Below are 22,659 nucleotides of genomic sequence, written 5' to 3'. Positions count from 1 at the left end.
CAGGGCGTCAGCCGGCCGGACGGGGCGCGATGGGCAGGACCAGTCGCGACGACGCGGCACGTCCGGTATGTATGCGATTGATCGCCACGACCGGCGCACTGGACTCACCTGCGGCAACGCCGGTGCCGGGATTGACGTCGAAATGCGGAAAATTGCTGCTGGCGACATCCAGGCGGATGCGATGGCCGACCGCGAACAGATTGGCCGTCGGAAAGGCCTGGATCTCGACATCATAGACGTCCCCCGGGACCATCAGCCGCGGCACATCGAAGCCGTCGCGGAACCGTAGGCGCAGCACACCGTGGGTCAAGTTCAGCGCATAGCCCCCGGGATAGTCGTCACTCGGCGGATAGACATCGATCAGCTTGATCATGACGTCGGTATCAACGGCACTGGACGAGACCGACAGGCAGGCGGTGATCGGGCCGACGACTTCCAAGGCCTCGGTCAGGGGCTCGGTCTGGAACACCAGGACATCGTCGCGTTCCGAGAACGCTCGCCCCGGCCGGGTCGCGCCGAACATCTCCGCCGTCTCGCGCTGGTCATAGCCGCCCGCCTCCATCAGCGGTGCCCCCGAGGCGACGGCACCGCCCGTCGTCGGAACGGGATCGAACGGATCATGTCGCCAGCTGCACGTCCCGGTCGCCGCCGGCGCGACGGCCAGTCGACCGTCGGAATGAAGCTGATAGTCGACGAGGCGGGTGTCTGTTGCCGGCCAGTCAGTCTGGGTTCGCCACCGGCCGCCATGGTCCAGTCGCCCCTCGGCCGTGCGCTGCCCCGATCCGCCGCCCATGACGAACAGGGTCACGGGCGCGGCCAGATAGTCGGGAGCCTCCCGCCCGGCCAGATGACGATCGAACCAGGCCCGCCGCAAGGCGACATAGTCGGGTGCGATCTGGCCATCGAGCGTGCCCCCGGGACCGAAATCGACATCTCCGGCCCAGGTGACTGACCGCTGACCGTGAGTCCACGGGCCCATGACCAGACGAACCGGTCCCTGTTTGCATCGGCTCAACCGGCTGAAATTTTCGGTCGCCGCCAAGGCATAGGGGTCATACCAGCTGCTCATGAAAACCATGGGCGCATCGGTGAAGGTGTCGTCGTGACAGGCGGAACAGAAGTCGGGGGCGCGCCAGAAGTCTGTCAGGGTCTCGCGCGCCCACATCCCGGCGACAAAGGCATCATACTCGGGGGCGGCTCCGAGAGGCGAAACACCGATCCTCCACGGATTGACGCCGATCCAGTCGCGAATATCCTCGGCCTCAAGGGCCGCCCGACGGGCGGGATCCGCCAGGCTGGCCGGGGCGAGCCGGGCGTGCTTGACCGCCCAGGTCAGCTGCTTCAGCTCAAACGCACCGCCCTGCCGGACCCCGCTGTGGAAGGCACTGGAAAAGCCCCCGGAATCCATGAACAGGGCCGCCAGCCCCGGCGGGTCCAGACAGGCCGCCGCCGCCTGGACATGGGCGCTGTAGGACAGACCCAGGGTCCCGATCCGGCCATCGCACCAGGGCTGGGCCATCAGCCAGGACAGGGTGTCAAAACCATCCTCGGCCTCATTGGCATATTTGGTGAACCCGCCTTCGGAGCCATAACGACCGCGGCAGTCCTGCAGCACATAGACATAGCCCTGCGCGGCGAAGGCGGCGGCCATCTCGGGCTTGGAGCGCGGGACCGGGTCTGTAGCCGTACAATCGGCGTGGCTGGTGCCACGTCGGTCATAGGGTGTTCGCTCCAGCAGCACCGGCAGGGGACCCTCGATGCCCTCGGGTCGATAGATGTCGGCCGCCAGGCGCACGCCGTCGCGCATCGATATCATCACGTCCCGCTGAATGCGGACGCCGGTCAGGCCGGAAGCGGTCACGGCGGGGTCACCGTGACCTGGGTCGATACCGCAGCGACCGGAAGCTGATAGGCGGCCGGCGCACCCGGCCCGACCGGCCACTGGAACCCGACCCAGGCCAGGATCATCAGAAGGCCCGTCACGCCGAAGGCCACGCTGTAGGGCAGCATCAGGGCGATCATCGACCCGATCCCGAAACTCGGCTTCCACCGCTGGCACATGATCAGCACCAGCGGGAAATTGCTGGCCAGGGGGGTGACGATGTTGAAGATGGAATCGCCCATCCTGTAGGCGGCCGTGGTCATCTCGGGCGAGACCCCCAGCAGCATCAGCATCGGCACCACCACCGGTGCCATGGCGCTCCATTTGGCCGAGGCCGAGCCGATCACCAGGTCCAGAACCGACGAGACCAGCAACAGGCCGACCAGCAGGAACGGCAGCGGGAGGTTAAGGCCGCGCAGCCCCTCGGCCCCCTTGACCGCCAGCACAGGCCCGAGGTTGGACCAGCTGAACATCGCCACGAAATGGGCGGCGAAGAAGACCAGCACGATATAGGGGGCCATGCCGCGCAGGCCCTCTCCCATCATCCTCACCAGGTCGCGATGCGACTTCACCGTGCCGGCCGCCGCGCCATAGGCCCAGCCGGTGGCCAGAAACAGCAGCATGAAGGCCGCGATCAGGGCACCATAGAACGGAGCCAGACGCTTGGGGCCCGCTGCCGCATGATCGATCAGGGGGCTGTAGCCGGGCCAGAATGTCAGGGCGGCGAACAGGCCGACCACCACCAGGGCTGCCAGGCCGGCCCGCCTCAGGCCTCGTCTCTGGTCCGGTCCAAGGATTCCCAGCCCGGCCGACTCGGATTCGGCTGCGGCGGTGGCACTGGCCCCGCCTTCCCAGGTTCCCAGCCTCGGCTCGACCACCCGGTCCGTAATGAACCAGGCGATCGGTGTGAAGACGATGCCGATCGCGAGGGTGAACCACCAGTTGCCCAGCGGATTGACGGCAAAGCCCGGATCCAGCAGCTGCGCCGCCGGCGCCGTGATCCCCAGCATCAGAAGATCAAACTGCCCCGGGATGATATTGCCGGCGAAGGCTCCCGAAATGCCGGCATAGGCGACCGCAACGCCCGCCAGCGGGTGGCGGCCGACATTGGCGTAGACCAGGGCCGCCAGCGGGATCAGAACCACATAGGCCGCATCGGACGCATGATGCGACATCAGGCCGATCAGGAAGATGGCCGGGGTCAGCGCCGCCTTCGGAAGTCGCCGTACCCCGCCCCCCATCAGGGCGGCGAACAGGCCCGATCGCTCGGCCACCGCCGCGCCGATCATCACCACCAGAACCAGTCCCAGCGGCGGGAAATTGGTCAGGGTTCGGGGCATGTCCACCAACAGCCGCGCCACATTGCCGACAGACAACAGGCTCTCGGTCTCCAGCAGGTCTCCGGTCACCGGGTTGATCGCACTCCAGTGCGCTCCCGCGGCTACGGCCGAGGCCACGACCAGGATCAGGATACAGATCAGCAGGATGAAGACCGGATCCGGCAGGGCGTTGCCCATGGCCTCGATCCGGTCCAGCCCCCCCCGCCTGCGCCGCCCGCCTTCGGCAGGCGGCGCTTTCGACTTCGTCATGAACCCGCCTGTCTCTAGAACTGGAAGCCGAGGCGGACGTAGGCGCTCCGGCCCCGGACATCATAGGTATAGATGTCGAAATTGATCGGCGCATTGGCGTAGGACGCCGGTGGCATCACGTCGAAGAGATTGTTGATGCCGACCGTGACGGTCGCGTCGTACTGTTCCAGCCGGTAGCCCGCCTCCAGGTCCTGGTAGAAGACCGCGTCGGTCTTGGCGTCCTTGACCGTATTGACGACATCCGTGCTCTCGCCGATGTAGCGGCCGCGCCACAGGGCACTCCAGTCGCCATTGCTCCAGCGCAGCGACGTCTGGCCCTTCCAGTGCGGATAGGTGGACCGCGACCGGTCACCCTTGCCCGCACGTTCGTCGACGATCGGGGCCCCGCCGTTCGGATCGGGGGCGATTGTGGTGAACTCGCTCAGATAGGAGGTATCGACGACGGCAGCGAACCGGCCGATCTCCGTGTCGAACTCATAGCGGATCGTTGCATCCACGCCGGAGGTGCGGATTTCGTTCAGGTTCTGGGCCCCCTGCCCCAGGTTCAGGATCGCCCCGGTCCCGGCGTCACGCGTGATCAGGTCGCAATAGACACCGCCCCGGGTGGAACACAGGCTCAGAATCTTGGCGGGAGCCTGGGACGCGATCGCATCCTTGATCCGGATATCATACCAGTCCGTCGTGATCGTCAGACCCGGAATCCAGTGTGGCTTGAGGGCGAAACCAAAGCTGTAGGTATCGGCCGTCTCAGGCTCCAGGTCGGGATTGCCCGAGGTCGTGCCCGGGATCAGTCCGTTCAGATTGAAATTGATCTGGTTGTAACCACCAGGGACCCCGGCGCAGCCGATCAGGGTGGGATTGGCCACCGCGCCGCCGTTGCAGGGGTCGATGACCTGCAGGTTCACCTCCCGGCCGCCCTGGAAGAGCTCCAGGATCGACGGCGCGCGGAACCCCTGGGAATAGGTGCCGCGGACCAGCAGATCGTGGACCGGCCGCCAGCCGACACCCGCCTTCAGCGTGGTGGCGGACCCAACGGTGTCATAGTTGGAATACCGGGCGGCCAGACTCAGATCGAGGCTTTCCGCCAGGGCCACGTCGCGCAACACCGGCACCGCGAGCTCCAGATAGGTCTCGTGGAGACTGTACTGGCCCGCCGTCGGGACCCGAGTCTGGGCGGTGGTTGTCGCATAGCTGCTGGACAGATAGGTCGGCGTCCGGTTGGCGTAGGCGTCCGGCGTGTCGGTGGCCTTGTTCTGCCGGTACTCATAACCTGCAGCCACGGCCAGCGGGCCGGCCGGCAATTCAAGAACCTCGCCCGTGATGTTGAACGCCAGATCGTAGATCTCGGTGCTATTGGTCTCCCGTGTGGTGAAGCGGATATAGTCGGCCGCCGCATCCGTCATCGGACCGAACAGATTGACCGGCACGCAACCCGGCGTCGCGGCGCAGGTCGCCGGATTACCAAGCCCGAGGAACAGGTTTTCGTAGTTCACGCCGTTGAGCGCCGAGGATTTCATCTCGTTCCGGGCATAGCTGCCGTAGGCGTCCCAGGTGAACTCGCGCCCCATCAGGCTGATCTCGCCGTCAAAACCGGCCCCGAAGCGATAGGTCTTCACGTCCTGGATATTGTCACGATTGCCGAGGTCACTCATCACCTTGCGCACGCGCCAGGCCTGGGTCGAGGCGAAATTCAGGGCGTTGGCGATGGGGACGCCGTTGGCGGTCCCGAACGGATTGAACGCATGCGTCGACGGCAGGCTGAATCCTCGGACCGTGCCGGAGGTACCGCCGATATCGAGGGAGACCGGTGAGAACAGTTGATCCGATACCCGGCGATTGAACAGCGCCTCGGCATGGAACGACAGGGTATCCGTCAGATCGCCGCGATACCGTCCGTAGAAGCCGTACCGTTCACTGGGCCCGGTCGTATAGATGCCCTGCGCCTGGGTATTGTAATAGTCGCCCGGAAGGCTGGCGGTGTGGAAGCTGTTATCCGCCGACGTCCCCGCGCCATAAGGTGCCAGGGCATTGGCCGTGATCGGTGCCGAGGACGAGGCGAAACCGCTGCCGGTTCCAAAATAGGCGTTGTTCGACAGGCCGGGCAGAATGAACAGACCCGACGGACTGGTCCCCGCCGACGTCGCCGGCACCAGGGTCACCCGGGTCAGATCACGATCCTCCGTATTGATCGGGCTGTCCTTCACATAGCTGGCCGAGAATACCAGGGCGCTGTTGTCGAAGCGCCGGCCCCAGTTCACGATCGTCGAGAATTGTTCGCCGTCGCCCCGATCGGTCGTGCCGTAGCGCGAATTGACCCGGGTACCGTCAAAATCGCGCAGGGTCTGGATATTGACCACGCCGGCGATGGCGTCCGCGCCGTAGATGGCAGAAGCGCCGTCCTTCAGAACCTCGATGCCCTCGATCATGCCCAGCGGCATGGTGTTCAGATCAACGAAGTCCCGGAAGCCACGTTGCCCGACCCCGTCGACCCAGCGATGCCCGTCGACCAGCACCAGGACACGGTTGCCGCTCCCTTCAGCGCCACCGAGATAGCGCAGGTTAATCGAGCTGGCCCCGTAGGAGGTGCCCTGGGTACCGTTACTGTTCAGGCTGACACCGGCGGACGGCAGTTTCTGCAGCAGGTCGCCGACCGAGGTTGAGCCCGAGTTGCGAATATCCTCGGCCGTGAGGGTCAGGACGGGTCCGACGGAATCCGCGTCACGGCGCTGGATCCGGGATCCGGTGACGATGACCTCGTCGACCGCCGTGGAGTCCGTCGGTGCCGGAGTCTGCTGGGCCCAGGCCCCGCCCGCCAGGGTCGCCCAGGCCAGCGCGGCCAGCGCCGTCCCGCCATAGAGCCGCCCGGCTCCAGACACACCCGGTCGTGCGTTCTTGATCGATACCGCCATGATCTCTTCCCCCTCAGGTCGATTGACTGCGCTCCCTGTCCGGGGACCGCGTTGGCAGGAGAGGAGCCGGGTCCACGGGAACAGCGCAAGAATATTGCAGTTTCGTATCAACCCATGCCGGCAGAACATAAGCTACCGCCGTGTTCGGTCCTGAGCTTATGGTTTCCCTCCACGGAGCGGCGCCATGCACAGACGTACCTTCCTGGCGGCCCTGACAGCGACCGGCTGTACCGGGCCGCGCCTTCAGGTCACCCGGCCGTTGCGCGTCAGCCTTCTGGGGCAGGCCCTGATCGAACATACCCCGGCCGGGCGCGAATGGCCGGGCCGTCGGGCAATCGCCGCGCGACTGGCCCAGGCCGATGTCGTCTTCACCAATCTCGAGACGGTGATTCAGGGACCCAATGCCGGCGCGCCGACCCGCGAGGCCCTGACCCTGCATACGGCGGACCCGGCGGTGCTGGACGCGCTGATGTCAGTTCACATCAACCTGCTGGCGACGGCCAACAACCACGCGTTTGACCTCGGCACGGGCGGGATTGTCGATACCCTGGGCGCGATCCGCCGGTCCGGGCTGATCCCGGCCGGCAGCGGTGACGATCTGGCCGCCGCCTCGGCCCCGGCCCGGCTCGCCACTCCGGCCGGAACCGTCGCCCTGATCGCCTTCGCCACCGGCAAGATCCGCCCGGGCGGCGCGGCAACCGCCAGCCGGCCCGGCGTCAATGAGCTGCGGCGGGACCTGTCCGGCGAACCGCACGCCGAGGACCTCGCCCGTATTCTGGACGCCATCACCGCAGCCCGGCGTGACTCGAACGTGGTTCTCGCCTGCCAGCACAACCATGACTGGGAGCCGAATCCCGCCGATGTGCCGGGCTGGCAGCGTGACCTTGCCCGGCGTTGTATCGAGGCCGGGGCCTCGGCCTTCGCCGGTCACGGGGTTCCGGTTCTGCAGGGCATCGAATTCCATCACGGCGCGCCGATTTTCTACGGCCTGGGGAATTTCGCTTTCCAGACCGAGAAGCCGGTCGGGGCCTACGGGCCTGCGTCCTGGGAGGGGATGATCGTCGATTGCACCTTTGTCGAAGACCGGTTCGTGGCAGCTCGTCTGGTGCCGTTGACCCTCAACGAGGTCGGACTGGCGGGTGTCAACGACATGGCCACACGCGGCCTCCCCCGACTGGCGGAGCCAGCCGAGAGGCGGGCCATCCTCGGGCGTCTGACCGCCGGCAGCCGCGCCCTGGGCGTCAGCCTCGACCTCGGCACTGACACCGAAGGCAGGCTGACTCCGCCAGGCCCTGCCGGTCCGAACCTGGCCGCTCGCCGGGACCGGCCGCGCCAAAATCCGGGCCGTGACACCCATGATTCTGGAGCCCGGTCGGCCAGCAGCGCGTAGCGCACCCCGCTGGAACCAGAACACCGCCGCCCAAACACCACCTTGCCCTTGGACCGGCAGCATCCGACGGCGAGCGGCAGGAAACCTTTGCCATAAGGACCGGGTCGGCGCGGCGAACTACGGGTCGATGATGACCGAATATGTCGGGGTGATCGCCTCCATGGTTCGTCGCTCTTCGACAAACCGGCGACGCCATATGTCGGTTTCGGCATCGGCCTGAATGCGAAGATCGACGCCGCCGGGGCCGAGCGTGACGGGCCGGTCGAGCCCGAGCAGGTCGGCGACGGCCTGAACCGCCGCCAACGGATCCGCTATCACCCGGGCATAGTCGAGCACCAGGGGGCGCAGTCCGTTCTGTGCGAACCACAGACGCCAGCGGGCCTCATTGCGCGCCAGATCGCCGAGGCAACGGGCGATAAGGGCGGCATCATAAACGGACTCGGCATAACGCGGCGCGGTTGAACGGTACTGGCCGGTCTGGATCGCCCGGGCCCAGGACAGGGCGGAACCCAGCATGTCCTCGCGACGCAGATGGACAAAACACAGCCCCGGCAGGCGCTCGACCCAGCGCAGGTGCTCGACGGCAGCGAACTGTTCGGGAAAAAGCTTCAGCCCATAGACGCCATTGCCGGTCGCCCCGAGATCGCGGATCGCCGACAGCTGAAGCTCGGCGTCGTCGGGATAGTCAGGGTGATCGATCGCCCGGCGTCCAGGACCGTTGAACCATTCCAACGGTCGCCCCATCACGCCAGTGGCCGCGAGAATCTGGCACAGGAAATTACTTCCGCTGCGCGGGGTCGTGCAGATGGCATAGCCTCGAACATCCATCCCCGAATAGACGCTGTTTCAGGCCGGTTTGCCAGAGGGTTGTCTGGTTTACGACGTCCGGACCCCGGCCTCCGGACGCGCTTGCGCGGAGTCAGGAGACCGGGGCCGGTGGTTCGAAGACCGCCACGCCCCGGGTTGGATCAGAACGCCCTGGCCCCCTTGATCCTCAAGCCGTTCATGAACTCGCCATTGCTGAAGGCCCCATCGTATTCGCCGGTCCAGATCCAGCCGTCTCCGGCGCGCCAGCCGAGGCTGAGGCCGAGGTTGAACCGGGAACGTTCCCAGCCTTCCTGGCCGATGGCGTAGCCGGGCCCGTCGAGCCAGTCGAGCCAGTCGGCGTAGCGCAGGACCTGGGCCCCGGCGTCACCGAACTCATGGGTCCACTCCACCCGGATGCCCGGTGTCCAGCGGTCCTGACCGCGCAGAATCTCGCGCTCATACCGCAGGCCCAGGGCCGCTTGCAGAGACTCCACGCTACGCGCCTCATAGCTGAGGGCCCAGAGCGGCGATCCCGTCTCGACATAGGCATCAAGGTCCGCGTTCAGCACCTCGACCCGGCCGTAGCTGATCCAGCGCGACGGTCCGGCAACCCGGTCCACACCCGCCGACAGCGAGCCGAAAACCGCGGAACCGTCCCGCCGGCCGAACACCAGGCTGGAGTTCACCGGGGTCCGGCGACGCATGTCAAAACCCAGGTCGCCGTAGCCGAGGATGCCGTCGATAAACACGTCGTCAGAGGGCCGCCAGCTGCCGTAGGCGACGGCCATCCGACTGGCCGCCTCCATCCGCGAGCTGTCCGTGCCGACGTCCGTCTTCTCCTGGCCAAAGCCGACGCCGACGCCGAGGTTGTCGGCCAGACTCATGTCGACGCCGACGCTGATCCCCGATGTGGTGATCGCCATCTTCGCGGTCTGCGTCGTGGCGTCGCGTTCGCCCAGGCTGATCGCCCCACCGTTCCAGATACGCGGCCCCGAGGGGGCGGCGCTGTCGGCCCCGGCCTGGGGTCCGGCGTTCAGACGGTCGTTCGGGAGTCCGTCCGTGGTCCCGGTCTGATCGCCCCACACCATCCGGTTCAGTTGCTCCCGGTCCGCCAGGTTGCCCTGATCACCGGCGTCGCGACCCAGGATCTGGCCCAGTTCGCCCAGCGACTGGCGGCCTTCGTCCAGCGGCATGAAGGCGCTGCCGTCCAGGGTCAGGTTCATTGACGCCCCGGCCTGGCCTTCGCTGCCGCGATGCAGCTGCTCCAGTCGGCACCCGAAATTGCCGAGCTGGGTTCCTACCATCCGACGCTCAAAAACCCCGCAATCGGCGACCGGTTAAGGAGCCGTTAAGGTTGCCGGACCGCGTCGATAACACGGTTCAGCACGGGCGACTTGAACGTGGGGGATGAGAAAATTGAACGTCTACGGTCGGATATGGTTAAGGTTACAGGTCAGAAGCCGCCGGGATCTTCCGTCACGCCGACGTCCTACAGTCGGCGATAGGCACTGGGCGTGAGACCGAACCGACGGCGGAACGCCCGGCTCAGATGCGCCGCATCGCTGAACCCCAGACGGTGGGCGATATTGCCGATCGGCTCGGCGGGAGCCAGCCCGGTCAGGGCGGCCCGAACGCCCTCAAGCCGCCGCTGCAGCAGATAGGCCTTCAGTCCGCCGTCCGGCCGGAACGCAAGGCCCAGATCATCGGCCGCCCCCCCCCGGAACCCGGCCGAGTTCTCCGGCCGGCACCCGCCCCAGGCCGAGCCGTTGATCAATTTCAAGGATCGCCCGCGCCCTCAGCGTGTGCCCGGCGCGCCAAAGGCCGGTCGGTCAATGCTCAGCGCATCCGTGCCGGACGACTGCAGACAGGTTCCCGATAGCCGGCCAGGCGCTGACAGGCCGGGAGCGGGGTCATCACACGTGCAGGGTCGCGAGGACCGACGACAGAAGATCGTCGAACAGCCCGGGGTCGGAGGGCGGATTGCCCTGGCGAATGACCACCAGCCCGGCCGCCGGAACGAGCAGCACGGCCTGACCTCCGGCTCCGAGAGCCGCCACCGTATCTCTCGGCGAACGCGGGAAGCGATAGCCGGCGACCGTGCCGGTGGCGTCGCGACCGGGTGCCGCATTGCACCACCAGAGCAGGCCGTAGGACGGGTTCAGGGTCTGGGACGGCGTGGTCAGGGCCTGAAGGAAACCGGCCCTGACCAGCGGCCGTCCCTGATGGTGGCCACCATTCAGGACCAGGGTCCCGAACCGGGCCAGGTCGCGCGCGGTCGAGGCGGCGCTGTAGTAGTTCGTCACCGGACCGTCGACACCGTAGCCGGTGTTGGTGACCCAGCGCGTGTGCGCCATGCCCAGAGGCCCGAGCAGTCGCCGGTCCGCATAGGCCTCGACACCTTCCCCGGTTGCCGCGGCGAGGACATGAAAGAGCAGATGATAGGCCGCCGTATTGTAGGCCCACCGCGTTCCCGGTGGTGCCATGAGCGGGGCCGCGGCATTGATCGCCAACTGGTTACCGGAGACGCCGCGCAGGGCCAGGCCGGTATCATCCAGACCGGACGTCATGCTCATCAGGTGGCGCAGGGTGATGGCCCGGCGGGCGTCATCCCGCCATTGCGGAATGAATTCAGAGGCAGACTGGTCCAGCCCGTCGATGAATCCGTCCTCGATCGCCATACCGATCAGGACAGCGACGATACTCTTGGCGACGGAAGCCAGTTCGCGTGGGCGACCGGCGCTCCAGCCGGAGGCGTATCTTTCCGCCAGGATCCGGCCGGACTGCATGACCAGCAGGCTGGTGCTGCCGTCGCGCATCGCCGGGTCCAGCGCGGCCTGCAGCGGGTCCGGTCCGCCGTCGGCTGCGGCCGCTGCGGCGGGACCCGGGGCGCAGCCGCCCAGAACCAGGGCACCGCCCCCCAGCAGCGTGCCGCGACGGGATAGAGTGTTTAGCGTCATCGCCATTTCTCCGCCGGACCCGCGATCAGGCCTCGGTCAACGTCCGCTCGTTCGCCCTGGCGCTGGCCACTTCACGTTCGGCCTGCATGAAGCCGTACTCCGGCACGATCGCGCCGGCCGGGTCGGAGATCGCCTCCCACCGCGCGATCACCTGCTCACCCGCATCCGGGCCGCCGCCCACATACTGGCCGGGCGTCAGGGCGACGAAGGCGCGGGCAAAATGGCCGGCTCCCGCGCAGACGATCGCCCGTGTCGGCGCATCCTCAGCGACGAGGGCCAGCAGGGCCGGACTGACCAGGGCCGGATCCAGCTGCGCCAGTTGTTCGCCCGACAGGACCCCCTCGGTCATGCCGGTGGCCGCGGTCGGGGCCAGGCAGTTGACGCGCACCCCGTATTTTTCGCCCTCGATGGCCAGGGTCTGCATCAGGCCGACGAGGGCCATCTTGGCCGCACCGTAGTTGGCCTGACCGAAATTACCGTACAGGCCGGACGAGGAGGTCGTCATCACGATGCGGCCGAAACCCTGTTGCCGCATGATGTCCCAGACCGCCTTGCTGCAGATGGCTGCGCCCATCAGGTGCACGTCCATCACCAGGCGGAAGTCCGACATGTCCATCTTGGCGAAGCTCCTGTCGCGCAGGATGCCGGCATTGTTGACCAGGATGTCGACACGGCCCCATTCCTCCAGGGTGCGCTCGACCATGGTCCGGACCGAGGCCTCGTCGGTGACCGACGCCGCAATGGCGATCGCCTCCCCGCCTGCATTTCCGATCTCGGCGGCGACGCTGTCGGCCGCCCGCTGATCCAGGTCGTTGACCACGACACGCGCGCCCTTGCGGGCCAGATAGAGGGCATGCTGGCGACCCAGTCCGCCGCCCGAGCCCGTCACGATCGCAATCCGCCCTTCAAGCGTCATCGGTGCACTCCGTTTTTTCGATGGATGGAACCGCCGCGGCCGCGCTAGGGCGCGCTGCCCGCAGGGGTCTTGCAGATGGTCAGGAAGCCGGCCGCCATGAAGCGGGCCATCCGGTCCTTCACGGCGATGAAATCGTCGGAATCGCACAGGCCGCCGGACAGGCGGTTGATCCGTCCGGTGCGGGCCAGCGTCAGCATCAGGGCCCCGGTGACGAAATGGTAGCCCCAGAAGATGTCTTCCTCGGCACAGCCGGGCAGCGCCTTCTTCAGGATATCGATCAGCCGCAGGACCACCGGATCGAAATGCAGGTCCATCAGTTCCGCGCCATAGGTGGTGTTCGAAACCTGCGCGCCCAACGCCCCGTAATTCTTCCAGTTTTCGCCGCCCTGGCTGTAGAGATCGAGGTCGGTGTCGAGAAAGGCGCGCAAGGCCCCCTCCACGGTCGGCCTGCCCCGGGTCTCCGCGTCATAGCGGTCCAGGGCGGCCATCCGCAACTCGACCGTCACTTCGGCGCGCCGGCCGATCACGGCGTCGAACAGCTTCTTCTTGTCGGTGAAATAGTAGTTGAGCAGGGTGTGGTGCACGCCGACGCGCTGCGCCACGTCCTTCAGCGTCACCCCGTACAGGCCGTGTTGCGAGAACAGATACTCGGCCGCGTCGAGAATCTGCTCCATCTTGTCGGCGCGTTGTTCGACCTTGGTCCGGCGTCGACGCGGCTTGGCGACCACGGCCGCTTCTCCCCGTGTCTCGGCCGGGGAACCTTCGGATTTTTTCTTAGCAACCGCCATAGTCAACTCTCAAACGCATCTTGTCGATTTTGCCCGTAGGGGCGAGGGGAATTGGGTCCAGCCGGATAATGGCATCGGGTATCCACCATGGCGCGACCCGGCCGCGCAATGCGGACAGAAGGTCGTCATCACTGACGCTTTGCCCTGCACAAAACTGTACCACGAGGATCGGGCGCTCGCCCCATTTCGGATCCAGCCGTCCGATCACCGCGGCCAGCGAAACCGAGGGATGGGCGCTGATCACGGCCTCGATTTCGGCCGGGTTGATCCATTCGCCACCAGACTTGATCAGGTCCTTGGCGCGCCCGGTGATGATCAGATTGCCGTCCGCATCAATTCGCGCAAGATCGCCGGTATTGAACCAGCCGTCCGCATTCGTCGCCGGCTCCGGATCGCCGAAATAGCGGTCGATGACCGCAGACCCCCGCACATGGAGATGCCCCTCAACCCCGCGCTGCTCGGGCAGGGCCTGCCCGGCCGCATCGGCCAGCTGGAGATCGACGCCGATCGCGGGCCGCCCGGACATCTGGGCCGACCGACCCGGATCAGCAGGCGGGGCACAGGTGCCCAGCGGCGAAAGCTCGGTCATCCCCCAGCTGGTCTGGACGATGACGCCCAGCCGCCTTTCGATCCGTTCCATCAGCGCGGGGGCCAGGGGCGCGCCCCCGACGACAATCCGCTCCAGCGACGGCGTCTCGCCGCCATGGGTTTCAAGGTGCTCAACCACGCCCAGCCAGACAGTCCCGATCCCCACCGCGATCGTCACGGCCTCCGTGTTGATCAGGGTCGCAAGACTGGCCCCGTCCAGATGACGCCCCGGCAGTACCAGCCGCGCGCCTGCCGCCGCCGCCGCAAACGGCAAGCCCCAGGCATTGGCATGGAACATGGGAACCGCGGCCAGAATCGTATCGGTCGAGGATATCCGCATCACGTCGGCCTGAAGCAGACGCAGGGTGTGCAGATAGCTGGACCGGTGGGTGTAGGTGACCCCCTTGGGGGCCCCGGTGGTGCCCGATGTGAAACACAGGCCGGAGGCGGCTGTTTCCGCGAACCGGCCCCAGATCGCGTCCGTCGGCGCATCAGCCAGCAGCGGCTCGAGCGCTTCGACGGCGGGCTTGCCGCCCGCCTTCGCGGGCGCGTCCGTTACATCGACAAGCAGGACCCGACCGATGGCGGACACACGGCTCGCGACACGCTGAGCCAGCGGGGCCAGGTCAGCGCTGGCGATCAGGATGCGCGCCTCCGACTGGATCACCATGGCCGCAAGCTGGGCCTCGGTCAGCCGGGGGTTAAGCGTCAGACAGACTGCCCCCAGACCCATGATGCCGTACCAGGCCTCAACGTGGGACTGGCTGTTCCAGGCCAGCGTGGCCACGCGATCACCCGTCGCCACACCAAGGCCGGACAGGACATGCGAAATTTTCAGACTGCGCGTCCGCAGCCCGGCATAGCCAATCCGGTCCGAACGACCGGTGTCGCGCGCAGTCACAACCTCAACGTCCGGACTCCATTTAGCCGCGTGGTCCAGAAACTTGTCGAGAGTCAGCGCATAGGGCTGGATCTTCCCGTCGATCATCGGCACGCTGCGGCTGCAGGGGGAACGGGGGCGGCAACAATCCCGACGGCCCAGTTCCAGGGTGTTCCCCCGGTCACGCGGCGGCGGCAGACCTCGGTCTCACGCAGGTCGTACATGCCCGGCATCAGCCGCTCGCCGGCGACGGGCCCCTCTTCGAACGCCATATAGGCGCGGTTCAGGCCATAGGCTGGCCACTCGGCCTGGCCCGGTGCACGCGGCGTTCCGGATCGGGCAAAGCTGGTCCAGTAGGCCCGTATGACGTCGGACAGCCCGTTTTCGGTCGCCGTGTCCGGGATGGCCGGCCAGCGCGGCGGGGTCCGGTCCCGGGTGCCAAACACATAGGGAATTTCGGAGGCGTGGAAGGCATGGAGATCGGCCTCGTCGGCGGCCGGATAGCCATGATCGAACAGATAGAGGAAGGCCGGCTGCCCGAGCGCGGTCTGGCGGCGCGCCATCCGCTCGGCGGTCCAGCCGTAAAGGGCGTCGCGCGGGGCCTCCAGAACGCTCTCGGCGACATCGCTCGACGGATAGACGGCCAGGAAGGCGTCGGCGAGGTCCCCGTAGCGCTCGCGGATCGCCTGCTCATAGACGGTCGCATCCGCCGGGGCTGGCGGGGCCAGCGCTCGCAGCGAGCGGATTTCCCCCTCGTTGAACCCGACCAGCAGCGGGACCGGGGCCTGCTGGCCAAGATCGAAAATCTCGACCAGCTGCTCGGGCAGGACCTCGCCGTCGATGGTGCCCCAGGGCATGTATCCGGTCTGGATGGCCCGCTCCGTCAACGTCTGGGCATCCATCGCGCGAAGACCCGCAAGATTGCTCTGACCCAATTGCGCCTGCAGCCAGACGCCGACGCCCTCGGCGGGCGGGTCGCCGTACCGGCTGGACCGCAGCTCGGGCGTCGACAGCATATAGCCACTCTGCACGATCGCCCGGTCGAACAGGCCTCGGGCCTGGGGGGCGGCCATCAGATACATGACGCTCAAGGCCCCCGCGGATTCCCCGGCGATGGTGACGTTGGCGGCATCACCGCCGAAGGCGGCGATATTCCGCTCGATCCAGCGCAGCGCCTCGATCTGGTCCAGCAGGCCGTAGTTGCCGGACACATGTTTGCGGGATTCATTGCTGAGTTCGGGGTGGGCCAGATAGCCCAGCACCCCCAGCCGATAATTGATCGAGACGACGATCACCCCCTCCGCCGCCAGTTTCGCCCCGTCGTACATGGCCTCGCTGCTGGCACCATTGGTCAGGGCACCACCATGAATCCACACCAGGACCGGCGCGTCTGACGCATTGGCCGGGGTCCAGATGTTCAGGGAAAGACAGTCCTCGCTCATTCGCGGGGCTTCGGCTGCCGCGTAGATACTCGTTCCCCGCGCCGTCAGCTGGTGGCAGGCCGGGCCGAAGGCCGTAGCATCCCGGGTCTCCCGCCAGTGAGGCATGACCGCCGGCGGCCGCCAGCGCCGCCATCCGGTCGGCGGCAGGGCATAGGGAATACCCCTGAAGACGTTGACGCCGTCGAGCGCCTGCCCCCGGACCGCCCCGGCCGGCGCGTCGACGACCGGCTGGGCCGAGGCGGCCGGAACATGGGCGCAGCCGACGACGGCCAGGGCCGCGAGCGCGCACAGGGGGGATCGGATCATGGTGTCGCCTCCTTGACGGCCTGACGCCGTATCTTCACGGCCAGGCCGAGGAACATGGCGATCGCCACCCCGTAGAACGGGATCAGGGTGTAGAAGGCCATCTGCAGGGAATTGTCGGGGTGACGGGCGCTGAAGAAGTCGCTGGCGGCACCCAGATAGGTCGGTCCCAGACCCAGGCCGATCAGGTTCATCACCAACAGCAGCAGGGCCCCGCTCAGCACGCGCTGGTCCGGCCGGACCTCCTGCTGCACCAGAGTGACCGCCGGCGAGAGGTAGAAATAGTTCAGACCCATCGGCAGGGCGAGAAACACCAGGGCCAGCGGCCAGCTCGGGGCCCAGACGAAGCCGGCGAACAGGGGGGCCGCGATCGCCAGGCCGATGGCCGGAAGATAGGCATAGGCCGTCTTGGAGCGACGGACGAAGCGATCGATCAGCCAGCCGGACGCGAACATCCCGGCACTGACGCCGAAACCCACCAGCAGGGCGTACCAGACCGCGACCTCTTCCAGCCGCATGCCCTTCTCGCGCATCAGGAACAGGGTCGCGAAATTGAGGAAGGCATAAGTGACGAACTGGGTGGCCCCGCAGGCGAAGGCCATGCCGCGCAGGATCGGGTTGGAGAAAAACATCCGGCAGGTCGGCCAGAAGCCGCTACCGGAAATCGGGGCGGCATCGGCGGGCGGATGGCTCTGTAGCGGCACATCCAGCCCGCCCTTCTTCGGCTCGCGCACGAAGAGCCAGACCCCGAGCGCCGTGACGACCCCGATCACACCGACCCAGAGGAAGGCGTCGCGCCAGGAATAGGCCGCCGCGATCGAGGCCCCGAAGGCCACGCCCAGGGCCTGGCCGATCGCCGGGCCGAAGTTGAACAGGCTCAGCGCCCGACCGCGCAGGCCCGGCGGGAAATAGTCCGAGATGATGGCATAGGATGGCGGCACCCCCCCGGCCTCGCCCACACCGACGGCCATGCGCGAGGTCGCCAGCTGGGCATAGTTGGTCGACAGGCCGCAGGCCGCGGTCGCCGCGCTCCACAGGGCGATGGCGATGGACAGGATGCGCACGCGATTGGTGCGGTCCGCCAGCCAGCCGATCGGGATGGCCAGGATGCAGTAGAACAGGGCGAAATACAGCCCGGTGATCAGGCCCAACTGGCCGTCGGTGACGCCCAGCTCATCCTGGATCGGCTTGGCCAGGATCGACAGCAGCTGCCGGTCCAGGAAGTTGAGCACATAGACGAAACACAGGATCGCCAGAACGGCCCAGGCCCGGCCGCCCGGGCGCGCGACAGGCGCGCCCGGGGATGTGGTCTTCAAGGATCCTGCCACCTCAGTACTCGTAGCCGACGCGGACACCGATGGTCCGCGGCCGCAGGCGGCCGTAGCGGGCATCGATGAAGGCCTCGGGGTGGATATAGGTCACCGAATGGTCGTCGAAGACGTTCTCGATATAGGCCGCCACCGTGACCTGGTCGAAGGCGAAGGCGAGGTTGGCATTGACGAAGGTATAGGCTTCAACGTCGTCATAGGTCGGCAGCGGCACAAGCGGACGGCCCGGGGTGTTCGGAAAGGCATTGGGGTAACCGCCCACATGGGAGACGGCCACGGAGGCGTTCGCCATCACGCCGGACCAGGGTTGCCATTCATAGTTGACCCTCAGCGAGCCCGAGACCTTCGGACCGGCCAGCCGCGCGTCGAGCACGGCCCCCGAGATGGCCGCTTCCTGGGCCGTCAGATCGTCCACCTTGGCCTCATTGACAGCTCCGGTCAGGGCCACCGTCCAGCCATCGACGGGAATGGCGATAACCGAGACCTCAAGCCCCTTGCTCGTCGCGCCGCCGATATTGGTGGCGAACTGGACCGAGTCCGAAACGCGGTTGGCCTGGACCTGGATATCGCTCCAGTCGATCCAGTACAGGGCGGCGTCGGCATAGAGCCGCCCGTCGAACCAGCGGCCCTTCACCCCGACCTCATAGTTCACCAGATTGTCGGACGTGGCCCCATAGGGAATGACGATGTCCGTCGGAAACAGGGGAGGCGGCGGGGCCCCGGCACGCGCATTGACGATCGGTGGCCGGAAGCCGGTCGATACCGCCGCATAGGTCGTGATCGCGGGGTCAGGACGCCAGGACAGGCTGAGCCGGTAGGAGGGTCCGTCCTCCTTGGCCTTGACGCCCTCACTCGCGACCGGAGCGACCACAGTGACATTAAGCGGACCCGGCGACGGAACCGACAGGATCGTCGCCCAGTACGCCCGTGTCAGATAGTCGGAGTTGTAGCCGCCCTGCTCGGTAAAGCCCTGGGCGTCGGTCTTGCCGTAGCGCAGGCCGCCCGTCACCCACAGGTCGGGGGTGAAGCGATAGGTCAGTTGACCAAAGGCGGCGATCTCGTGGCTGACGAAATGCGAATTGAAGCGCAGATAGTATTCGTCGGGCAGGCCTGTGAACCCCTGGTCCGCAAGGAATTGCTCGCTGGACCGGTAGCCATAGTCCACGTCGCGGCGCTTGCGGGTGTAGAAGCCGCCGATCGACCAGTCGACGCGACCGCCCGGATCGGACACCAGCCGCGCCTCCTGCACGAAGGTCTTGTCCCAGGCATCGGCGTCCAGCGCGAATGGAAAGGCCTGCGCATAGGTGCCGGCCAGATCGACGTAGAACAGACCGGTGTAGTCGGACAGGGTGGTCGAACTGGTCAGGCGCGCGCCGTCGAACTGATATTCCAGCGTCGCATTGTAGTTGGTCATGTCGCTCTGGAAGAGATCGGGCCGGTCCGTCAACCGGACGAACTCGCCGCGATTCGGATTGGTCAACGACGAGTCGTGCGGATTGCTGATCTCCCTGGAAACCAGCAGGCGCGCGGAAAACCGGTCCGTCGGCTCCCACTGCAGGATCGCCCGGCCGCCGTACTGGATCAGGGTGTTCGAGTTCTCGATCCCGGTGCCGACATTGTCGACCCAACCCTCTTCATTGCGCGAGAAGCCGACGATCCGCAGGGCCAGCTGGTCGTCGATCAGCGGGATATTGACCATCGCATTGTAGCGCTGGCGCAGACCGCCCTCACTCATCGTACCAATGTCGACCAGGACCGAGGCATCAAAGCGCGTCGGATCGGGGTCGTGGGTCAGGATGCGCAAGGCACCGGCCAGGGAGCCCGAACCGAACAGGGTGCCCTGGGGGCCGCGCAGGAATTCGATCCGCTCGACATCATAGAGGCTGGGGTCGAGGATGGTGGAATTGCCATTCGACGAAATCGGCAGTTCATCGAGATAGATGGCCACCGTGCTCTGCAGGTTGGCCCCGTAGCCGTTGGTGGCGATGCCGCGGGCGGTGAAATTATTGAAATTGGCGGACGCCCGGTTCAGCACCACACCCGGCGTCGCCGTGGCCAGTCCGTCATAGTTGACGATACCGCGCTCGTTCAGGTCTTCCTGCGACAGCGTGGTGATGCTGAGCGGAACATCCTGCAGTTTTTCCGAGCGACGGGTCGCCGTCACGACCACCTCTTGCAGGGTCGTCGCTTGACGCTCCCGGCCGGTCACTGGTGCGGTCGCAGGCTGGCCGTCTTCCTGGATCAGCGTCGCGGCATGGGCGGCCGCAGGCACGAGGCCCGACATGGCAGCCGCGCAGGCAGACGCGAATAGCATCGCTTTCATCGTTTTCCCTCCCGTACTCCGATCATGTGCGTCGAAGCTTGATCGGAATGGGCCACGACAATCGACGCGAGTCAACACTCGCTCACACGAGCGCGAACATCTTTGTGCGTCGCTGGAGACGTCCCGTAGGGACCGGTGCCGCAAGCGCCGAACCGCGGCCCAGCAGGACAGTCTGCGCGGCGATGACCAACGATGGACAGCCCCGACCGGGCTTGGTCGACCGGTGTGAGGCCCCTCCCCCGTTCCCGGTTCGCGGTCGACCGGGGCGAGGCCGATGTGTCGACGATCCGCCCGCGTCAGGTCGGCAGGCGTGCTTCCGCTGCGTGCCAGCGCCAGGCCGAACGGACAATGTCGTCCAGGCTTCTGGCTGGCTTCCAGCCCAGGATGTCCCGGGCCCGCAGGTTATCGGCGACGAGACAGGGCGCGTCGCCGGGACGCCGGGAAGCGACTTCCACCTCCAGCGGCAGTCGGGTTGCGCTGCGGATGATGGCGATGAGTTCCTTGACCGTCGTCCCGGTGCCGGTGCCCAGGTTGAAGGCGGTGGTGGCTCCACCGGCCAGAAGATAGTGCAGCGCCCGGACATGGGCGTCGGCCAGGTCGGTGACATGAACGTAGTCGCGGACCGCCGAGCCGTCGCGGGTATCATAGTCGTCGCCGAAGATTCGGAACCCCGCCCCCTGGCCCAGAGCCGCCTGCAGCGCCAGGGGAATGGCGTGGGTCTCGGGGTGGTGGCGTTCGCCGATACGGCCCAGCTCGTCTGCGCCGGCGGCGTTGAAATAGCGCAGGCTGACCGAACGAAATCCTGCATCGTTCGAATAGTCGGCCAGGGCCTGCTCCACCATCAGCTTGGTTCGGCCATAGGGGCTCGGCGGGACCTGCGGATGAGCCTCGTCCATCGGCAGGTAGACGGGGTCACCGTAGATGGCGCAGCTGGAGGAAAAGACCATGACCTCGACCCGCCCCCGGCCGGCGGCCTCAATCAGCTTGATCGTCCCGGAAACATTGTTGTCGTGGAACCGATCTGGCTCCCTGACCGAGTCCTCGATCTCGGTCAGGGCGGCAAGCTGCATGACCGCGACCGGCCTGTGCAAGGTGATGACCTCGTCGAGTCGCGCCGCATCACGAACATCGCCGATCTCGAGCGGCCCCCATTGCACAAATTCCGCATGCCCGTTGCAGAGGTTGTCGAACACGACCGGCGTGAATCCTGCTTCTTTCAGTGCCAGGCATACGTGCGATCCCACATAGCCCGCGCCCCCCGCGACCAGGACATTTTGTGACATGAGGTTCACTCCATGATCCCGGCCGACAGGGCATCGGAGTCCGGCAGCCTGAGGCTGGCCCGGAGGCCTATACAGGTCAGGGGGCCATTCGGACATCGCCGGATACAGACCGTGGCCTGCCTGCCGGAAACCGCCAGTGGATGACCGTCTTCGAATGCCCCCTTGCCGCCGAGCGGCCGTGCGCCGATGACAGGACCAATGAACGCCACGCGCCCTTCACCTGATCCGACCGTCCTGTCCAATCTGGACCGGGCCATCGCCCGCGGCGTGGCCTGGCTGGCCGGGTCCCAGCGTGCTGACGGCGAGTTCGACGTATACGCGAGCCTGGCCCCGGACCTGACACTTGGCTGCAACCTGGATCCGTCGATTTTCCCGACCGCGGTCATGGCGCAAGCGCTCGGTCATGTACCGGAAGCGGATGGTCCGCGCGGACGTGCGCTGGCGTTTCTTGTGTCCGAGCGGGACCGCTTTGGCCTGTGGCGGCACTGGGCGCGCCGGAATCCGCTGAGCGCCAGTCTTCCGCCGGACCTCGATGATACCGCCTGTGCGTCGGACGCCCTCGGTCGGGGTGGCTACGACCCCGGCACCAACCGGGAAATCCTGCTCGGAAACCGCGATCGCCACGGGCGGTTCAGGACCTGGCTGGTGCCGGGCACCGGATGGACGGGTCACGACCGGCTGACCCTGACCGCCTCACAACTGAGACACATCCCGGTCTATGTGAAATTCTTCCAGTCGACCTCTGCCAGCCTGGATGACGTCGACGCCGTGGTGAATGCCAACGTCATCCACTACCTCGGCGAAGGCGATCATGTGCGTCCTGTCGTGGCATGGCTCAAGACCATCATTGAGGAAGGCCGCGAAGCGCAGTGCGACCGCTGGTACGATACACCGTGCGTCGTCCGCTATTTCATATCCCGCGCGCTTCGAAAGCTCGCCCCTGACGCGCGTCCGCTGATGACCGCGCGGCTGGCCGAGACGGCCCTGTCCGGTGGCGAAAGCGCCTTCGAAACCGCATTGACCGCCTGTAGTTTGCTGGACTGGGACCTGCTGCCGCACGACCTGATCCACACCCTTCTGGCTGACCAGGGCGAGGACGGGACCTGGCAGCGACAGGCCCTGTATCATGGTGGGCGGGCCCGGCGTCCGGGCGGTGGCTTTGCCAACCCCGTTCCCGACACGCCCCACTGGGGCTCGGATGGTCTGACGACGGCCTTCTGCCTCGAAGCCATCGCCCGTTACCGGGCCATTTCCGGAGCAACCTGATCGCCGTC

Annotated in this window: 16 protein-coding genes; 2 read left to right on the top strand and 14 right to left on the bottom strand. The window is 66.6% G+C overall.

Annotated elements, in window-relative coordinates:
- Positions 1–7: 7 nt before the first annotated feature.
- From PSV00_RS04745 to PSV00_RS04735, 3 genes are read right to left on the bottom strand one after another with little or no spacing between them, the layout of a single operon-like run.
- The gene (locus PSV00_RS04745; RefSeq protein WP_366944634.1) at positions 8–1,861 is read right to left on the bottom strand and encodes a CocE/NonD family hydrolase; all 1,854 of its coding nucleotides are present in this window, start codon (positions 1,859–1,861) and stop codon (positions 8–10) included.
- Positions 1,858–3,471, bottom strand: a complete 1,614-nt coding sequence (locus PSV00_RS04740; RefSeq protein ID WP_300445355.1) for an AbgT family transporter — start codon at positions 3,469–3,471, stop codon at positions 1,858–1,860. Before PSV00_RS04740 ends, PSV00_RS04745 begins: the two co-directional genes overlap by 4 nt.
- A 14-nt stretch (positions 3,472–3,485) precedes the next feature.
- On the bottom strand, positions 3,486–6,380 hold the full coding sequence (locus PSV00_RS04735; protein WP_300445354.1) for a TonB-dependent receptor: 2,895 nt from the start codon (positions 6,378–6,380) through the stop codon (positions 3,486–3,488).
- Between the two features lie 184 nt (positions 6,381–6,564).
- Between PSV00_RS04735 and PSV00_RS04730 the strand changes: the two genes are divergently transcribed.
- The gene (locus tag PSV00_RS04730; RefSeq protein ID WP_300445353.1) at positions 6,565–7,770 is read left to right on the top strand and encodes a CapA family protein; all 1,206 of its coding nucleotides are present in this window, start codon (positions 6,565–6,567) and stop codon (positions 7,768–7,770) included.
- Positions 7,771–7,887: 117 nt separating this feature from the next.
- Here the strand turns inward: PSV00_RS04730 and PSV00_RS04725 are convergent, their stop codons facing one another.
- The 11 genes from PSV00_RS04725 to galE all read right to left on the bottom strand — a co-directional run bounded on the left by PSV00_RS04725 (position 7,888) and on the right by galE (position 21,385).
- Positions 7,888–8,598: a Stf0 family sulfotransferase gene (locus tag PSV00_RS04725; protein ID WP_300445352.1), complete on the bottom strand. Its 711-nt coding sequence runs from the start codon at positions 8,596–8,598 to the stop codon at positions 7,888–7,890.
- Positions 8,599–8,738: 140 nt separating this feature from the next.
- Positions 8,739–9,881 (bottom strand): autotransporter outer membrane beta-barrel domain-containing protein, encoded by a 1,143-nt coding sequence (locus PSV00_RS04720; RefSeq protein ID WP_300445351.1) that lies wholly within the window; start codon positions 9,879–9,881, stop codon positions 8,739–8,741.
- 185 nt (positions 9,882–10,066) lie between these two features.
- Positions 10,067–10,357 (bottom strand): helix-turn-helix transcriptional regulator, encoded by a 291-nt coding sequence (locus PSV00_RS04715; protein WP_300445350.1) that lies wholly within the window; start codon positions 10,355–10,357, stop codon positions 10,067–10,069.
- Between the two features lie 133 nt (positions 10,358–10,490).
- Positions 10,491–11,534 (bottom strand): serine hydrolase domain-containing protein, encoded by a 1,044-nt coding sequence (locus tag PSV00_RS04710; protein WP_300445349.1) that lies wholly within the window; start codon positions 11,532–11,534, stop codon positions 10,491–10,493.
- A 25-nt stretch (positions 11,535–11,559) separates the two neighbouring features.
- Positions 11,560–12,450: an SDR family NAD(P)-dependent oxidoreductase gene (locus PSV00_RS04705; RefSeq protein WP_300445348.1), complete on the bottom strand. Its 891-nt coding sequence runs from the start codon at positions 12,448–12,450 to the stop codon at positions 11,560–11,562.
- A 44-nt stretch (positions 12,451–12,494) separates the two neighbouring features.
- Complete coding sequence (locus PSV00_RS04700) at positions 12,495–13,124, bottom strand: TetR/AcrR family transcriptional regulator (protein ID WP_300445517.1); 630 nt, start codon at positions 13,122–13,124, stop codon at positions 12,495–12,497.
- Positions 13,125–13,224: 100 nt separating this feature from the next.
- Positions 13,225–14,814, bottom strand: coding sequence for an AMP-binding protein (locus PSV00_RS04695; RefSeq protein WP_300445347.1), 1,590 nt, complete (start codon positions 14,812–14,814; stop codon positions 13,225–13,227).
- Entirely contained in the window at positions 14,811–16,454 is a 1,644-nt protein-coding gene (locus tag PSV00_RS04690; RefSeq protein ID WP_300445346.1) for a carboxylesterase family protein, read from the bottom strand. Before PSV00_RS04690 ends, PSV00_RS04695 begins: the two co-directional genes overlap by 4 nt.
- Entirely contained in the window at positions 16,451–17,767 is a 1,317-nt protein-coding gene (locus tag PSV00_RS04685; RefSeq protein ID WP_300445345.1) for an MFS transporter, read from the bottom strand. The genes PSV00_RS04690 and PSV00_RS04685 overlap by 4 nt, the downstream gene beginning before the upstream one ends.
- Positions 17,768–17,780: 13 nt before the next feature.
- Positions 17,781–20,093 carry a TonB-dependent receptor gene (locus tag PSV00_RS04680; RefSeq protein ID WP_300445344.1) on the bottom strand — a complete coding sequence of 771 codons (2,313 nt, stop codon included), beginning with the start codon at positions 20,091–20,093 and terminating at the stop codon, positions 17,781–17,783.
- 305 nt (positions 20,094–20,398) lie between these two features.
- The gene (gene galE / locus PSV00_RS04675) at positions 20,399–21,385 is read right to left on the bottom strand and encodes a UDP-glucose 4-epimerase GalE (protein ID WP_300445343.1); all 987 of its coding nucleotides are present in this window, start codon (positions 21,383–21,385) and stop codon (positions 20,399–20,401) included.
- Between the two features lie 198 nt (positions 21,386–21,583).
- Between galE and PSV00_RS04670 the strand changes: the two genes are divergently transcribed.
- Positions 21,584–22,651 (top strand): hypothetical protein, encoded by a 1,068-nt coding sequence (locus PSV00_RS04670; protein WP_300445342.1) that lies wholly within the window; start codon positions 21,584–21,586, stop codon positions 22,649–22,651.
- Positions 22,652–22,659: the final 8 nt, after the last annotated feature.

The sequence above is a fragment of the Brevundimonas sp. genome (genome assembly GCF_029945885.1).
GTDB lineage: Bacteria > Pseudomonadota > Alphaproteobacteria > Caulobacterales > Caulobacteraceae > Brevundimonas.
This window is presented reverse-complemented; position numbering and strand designations above follow the sequence as displayed.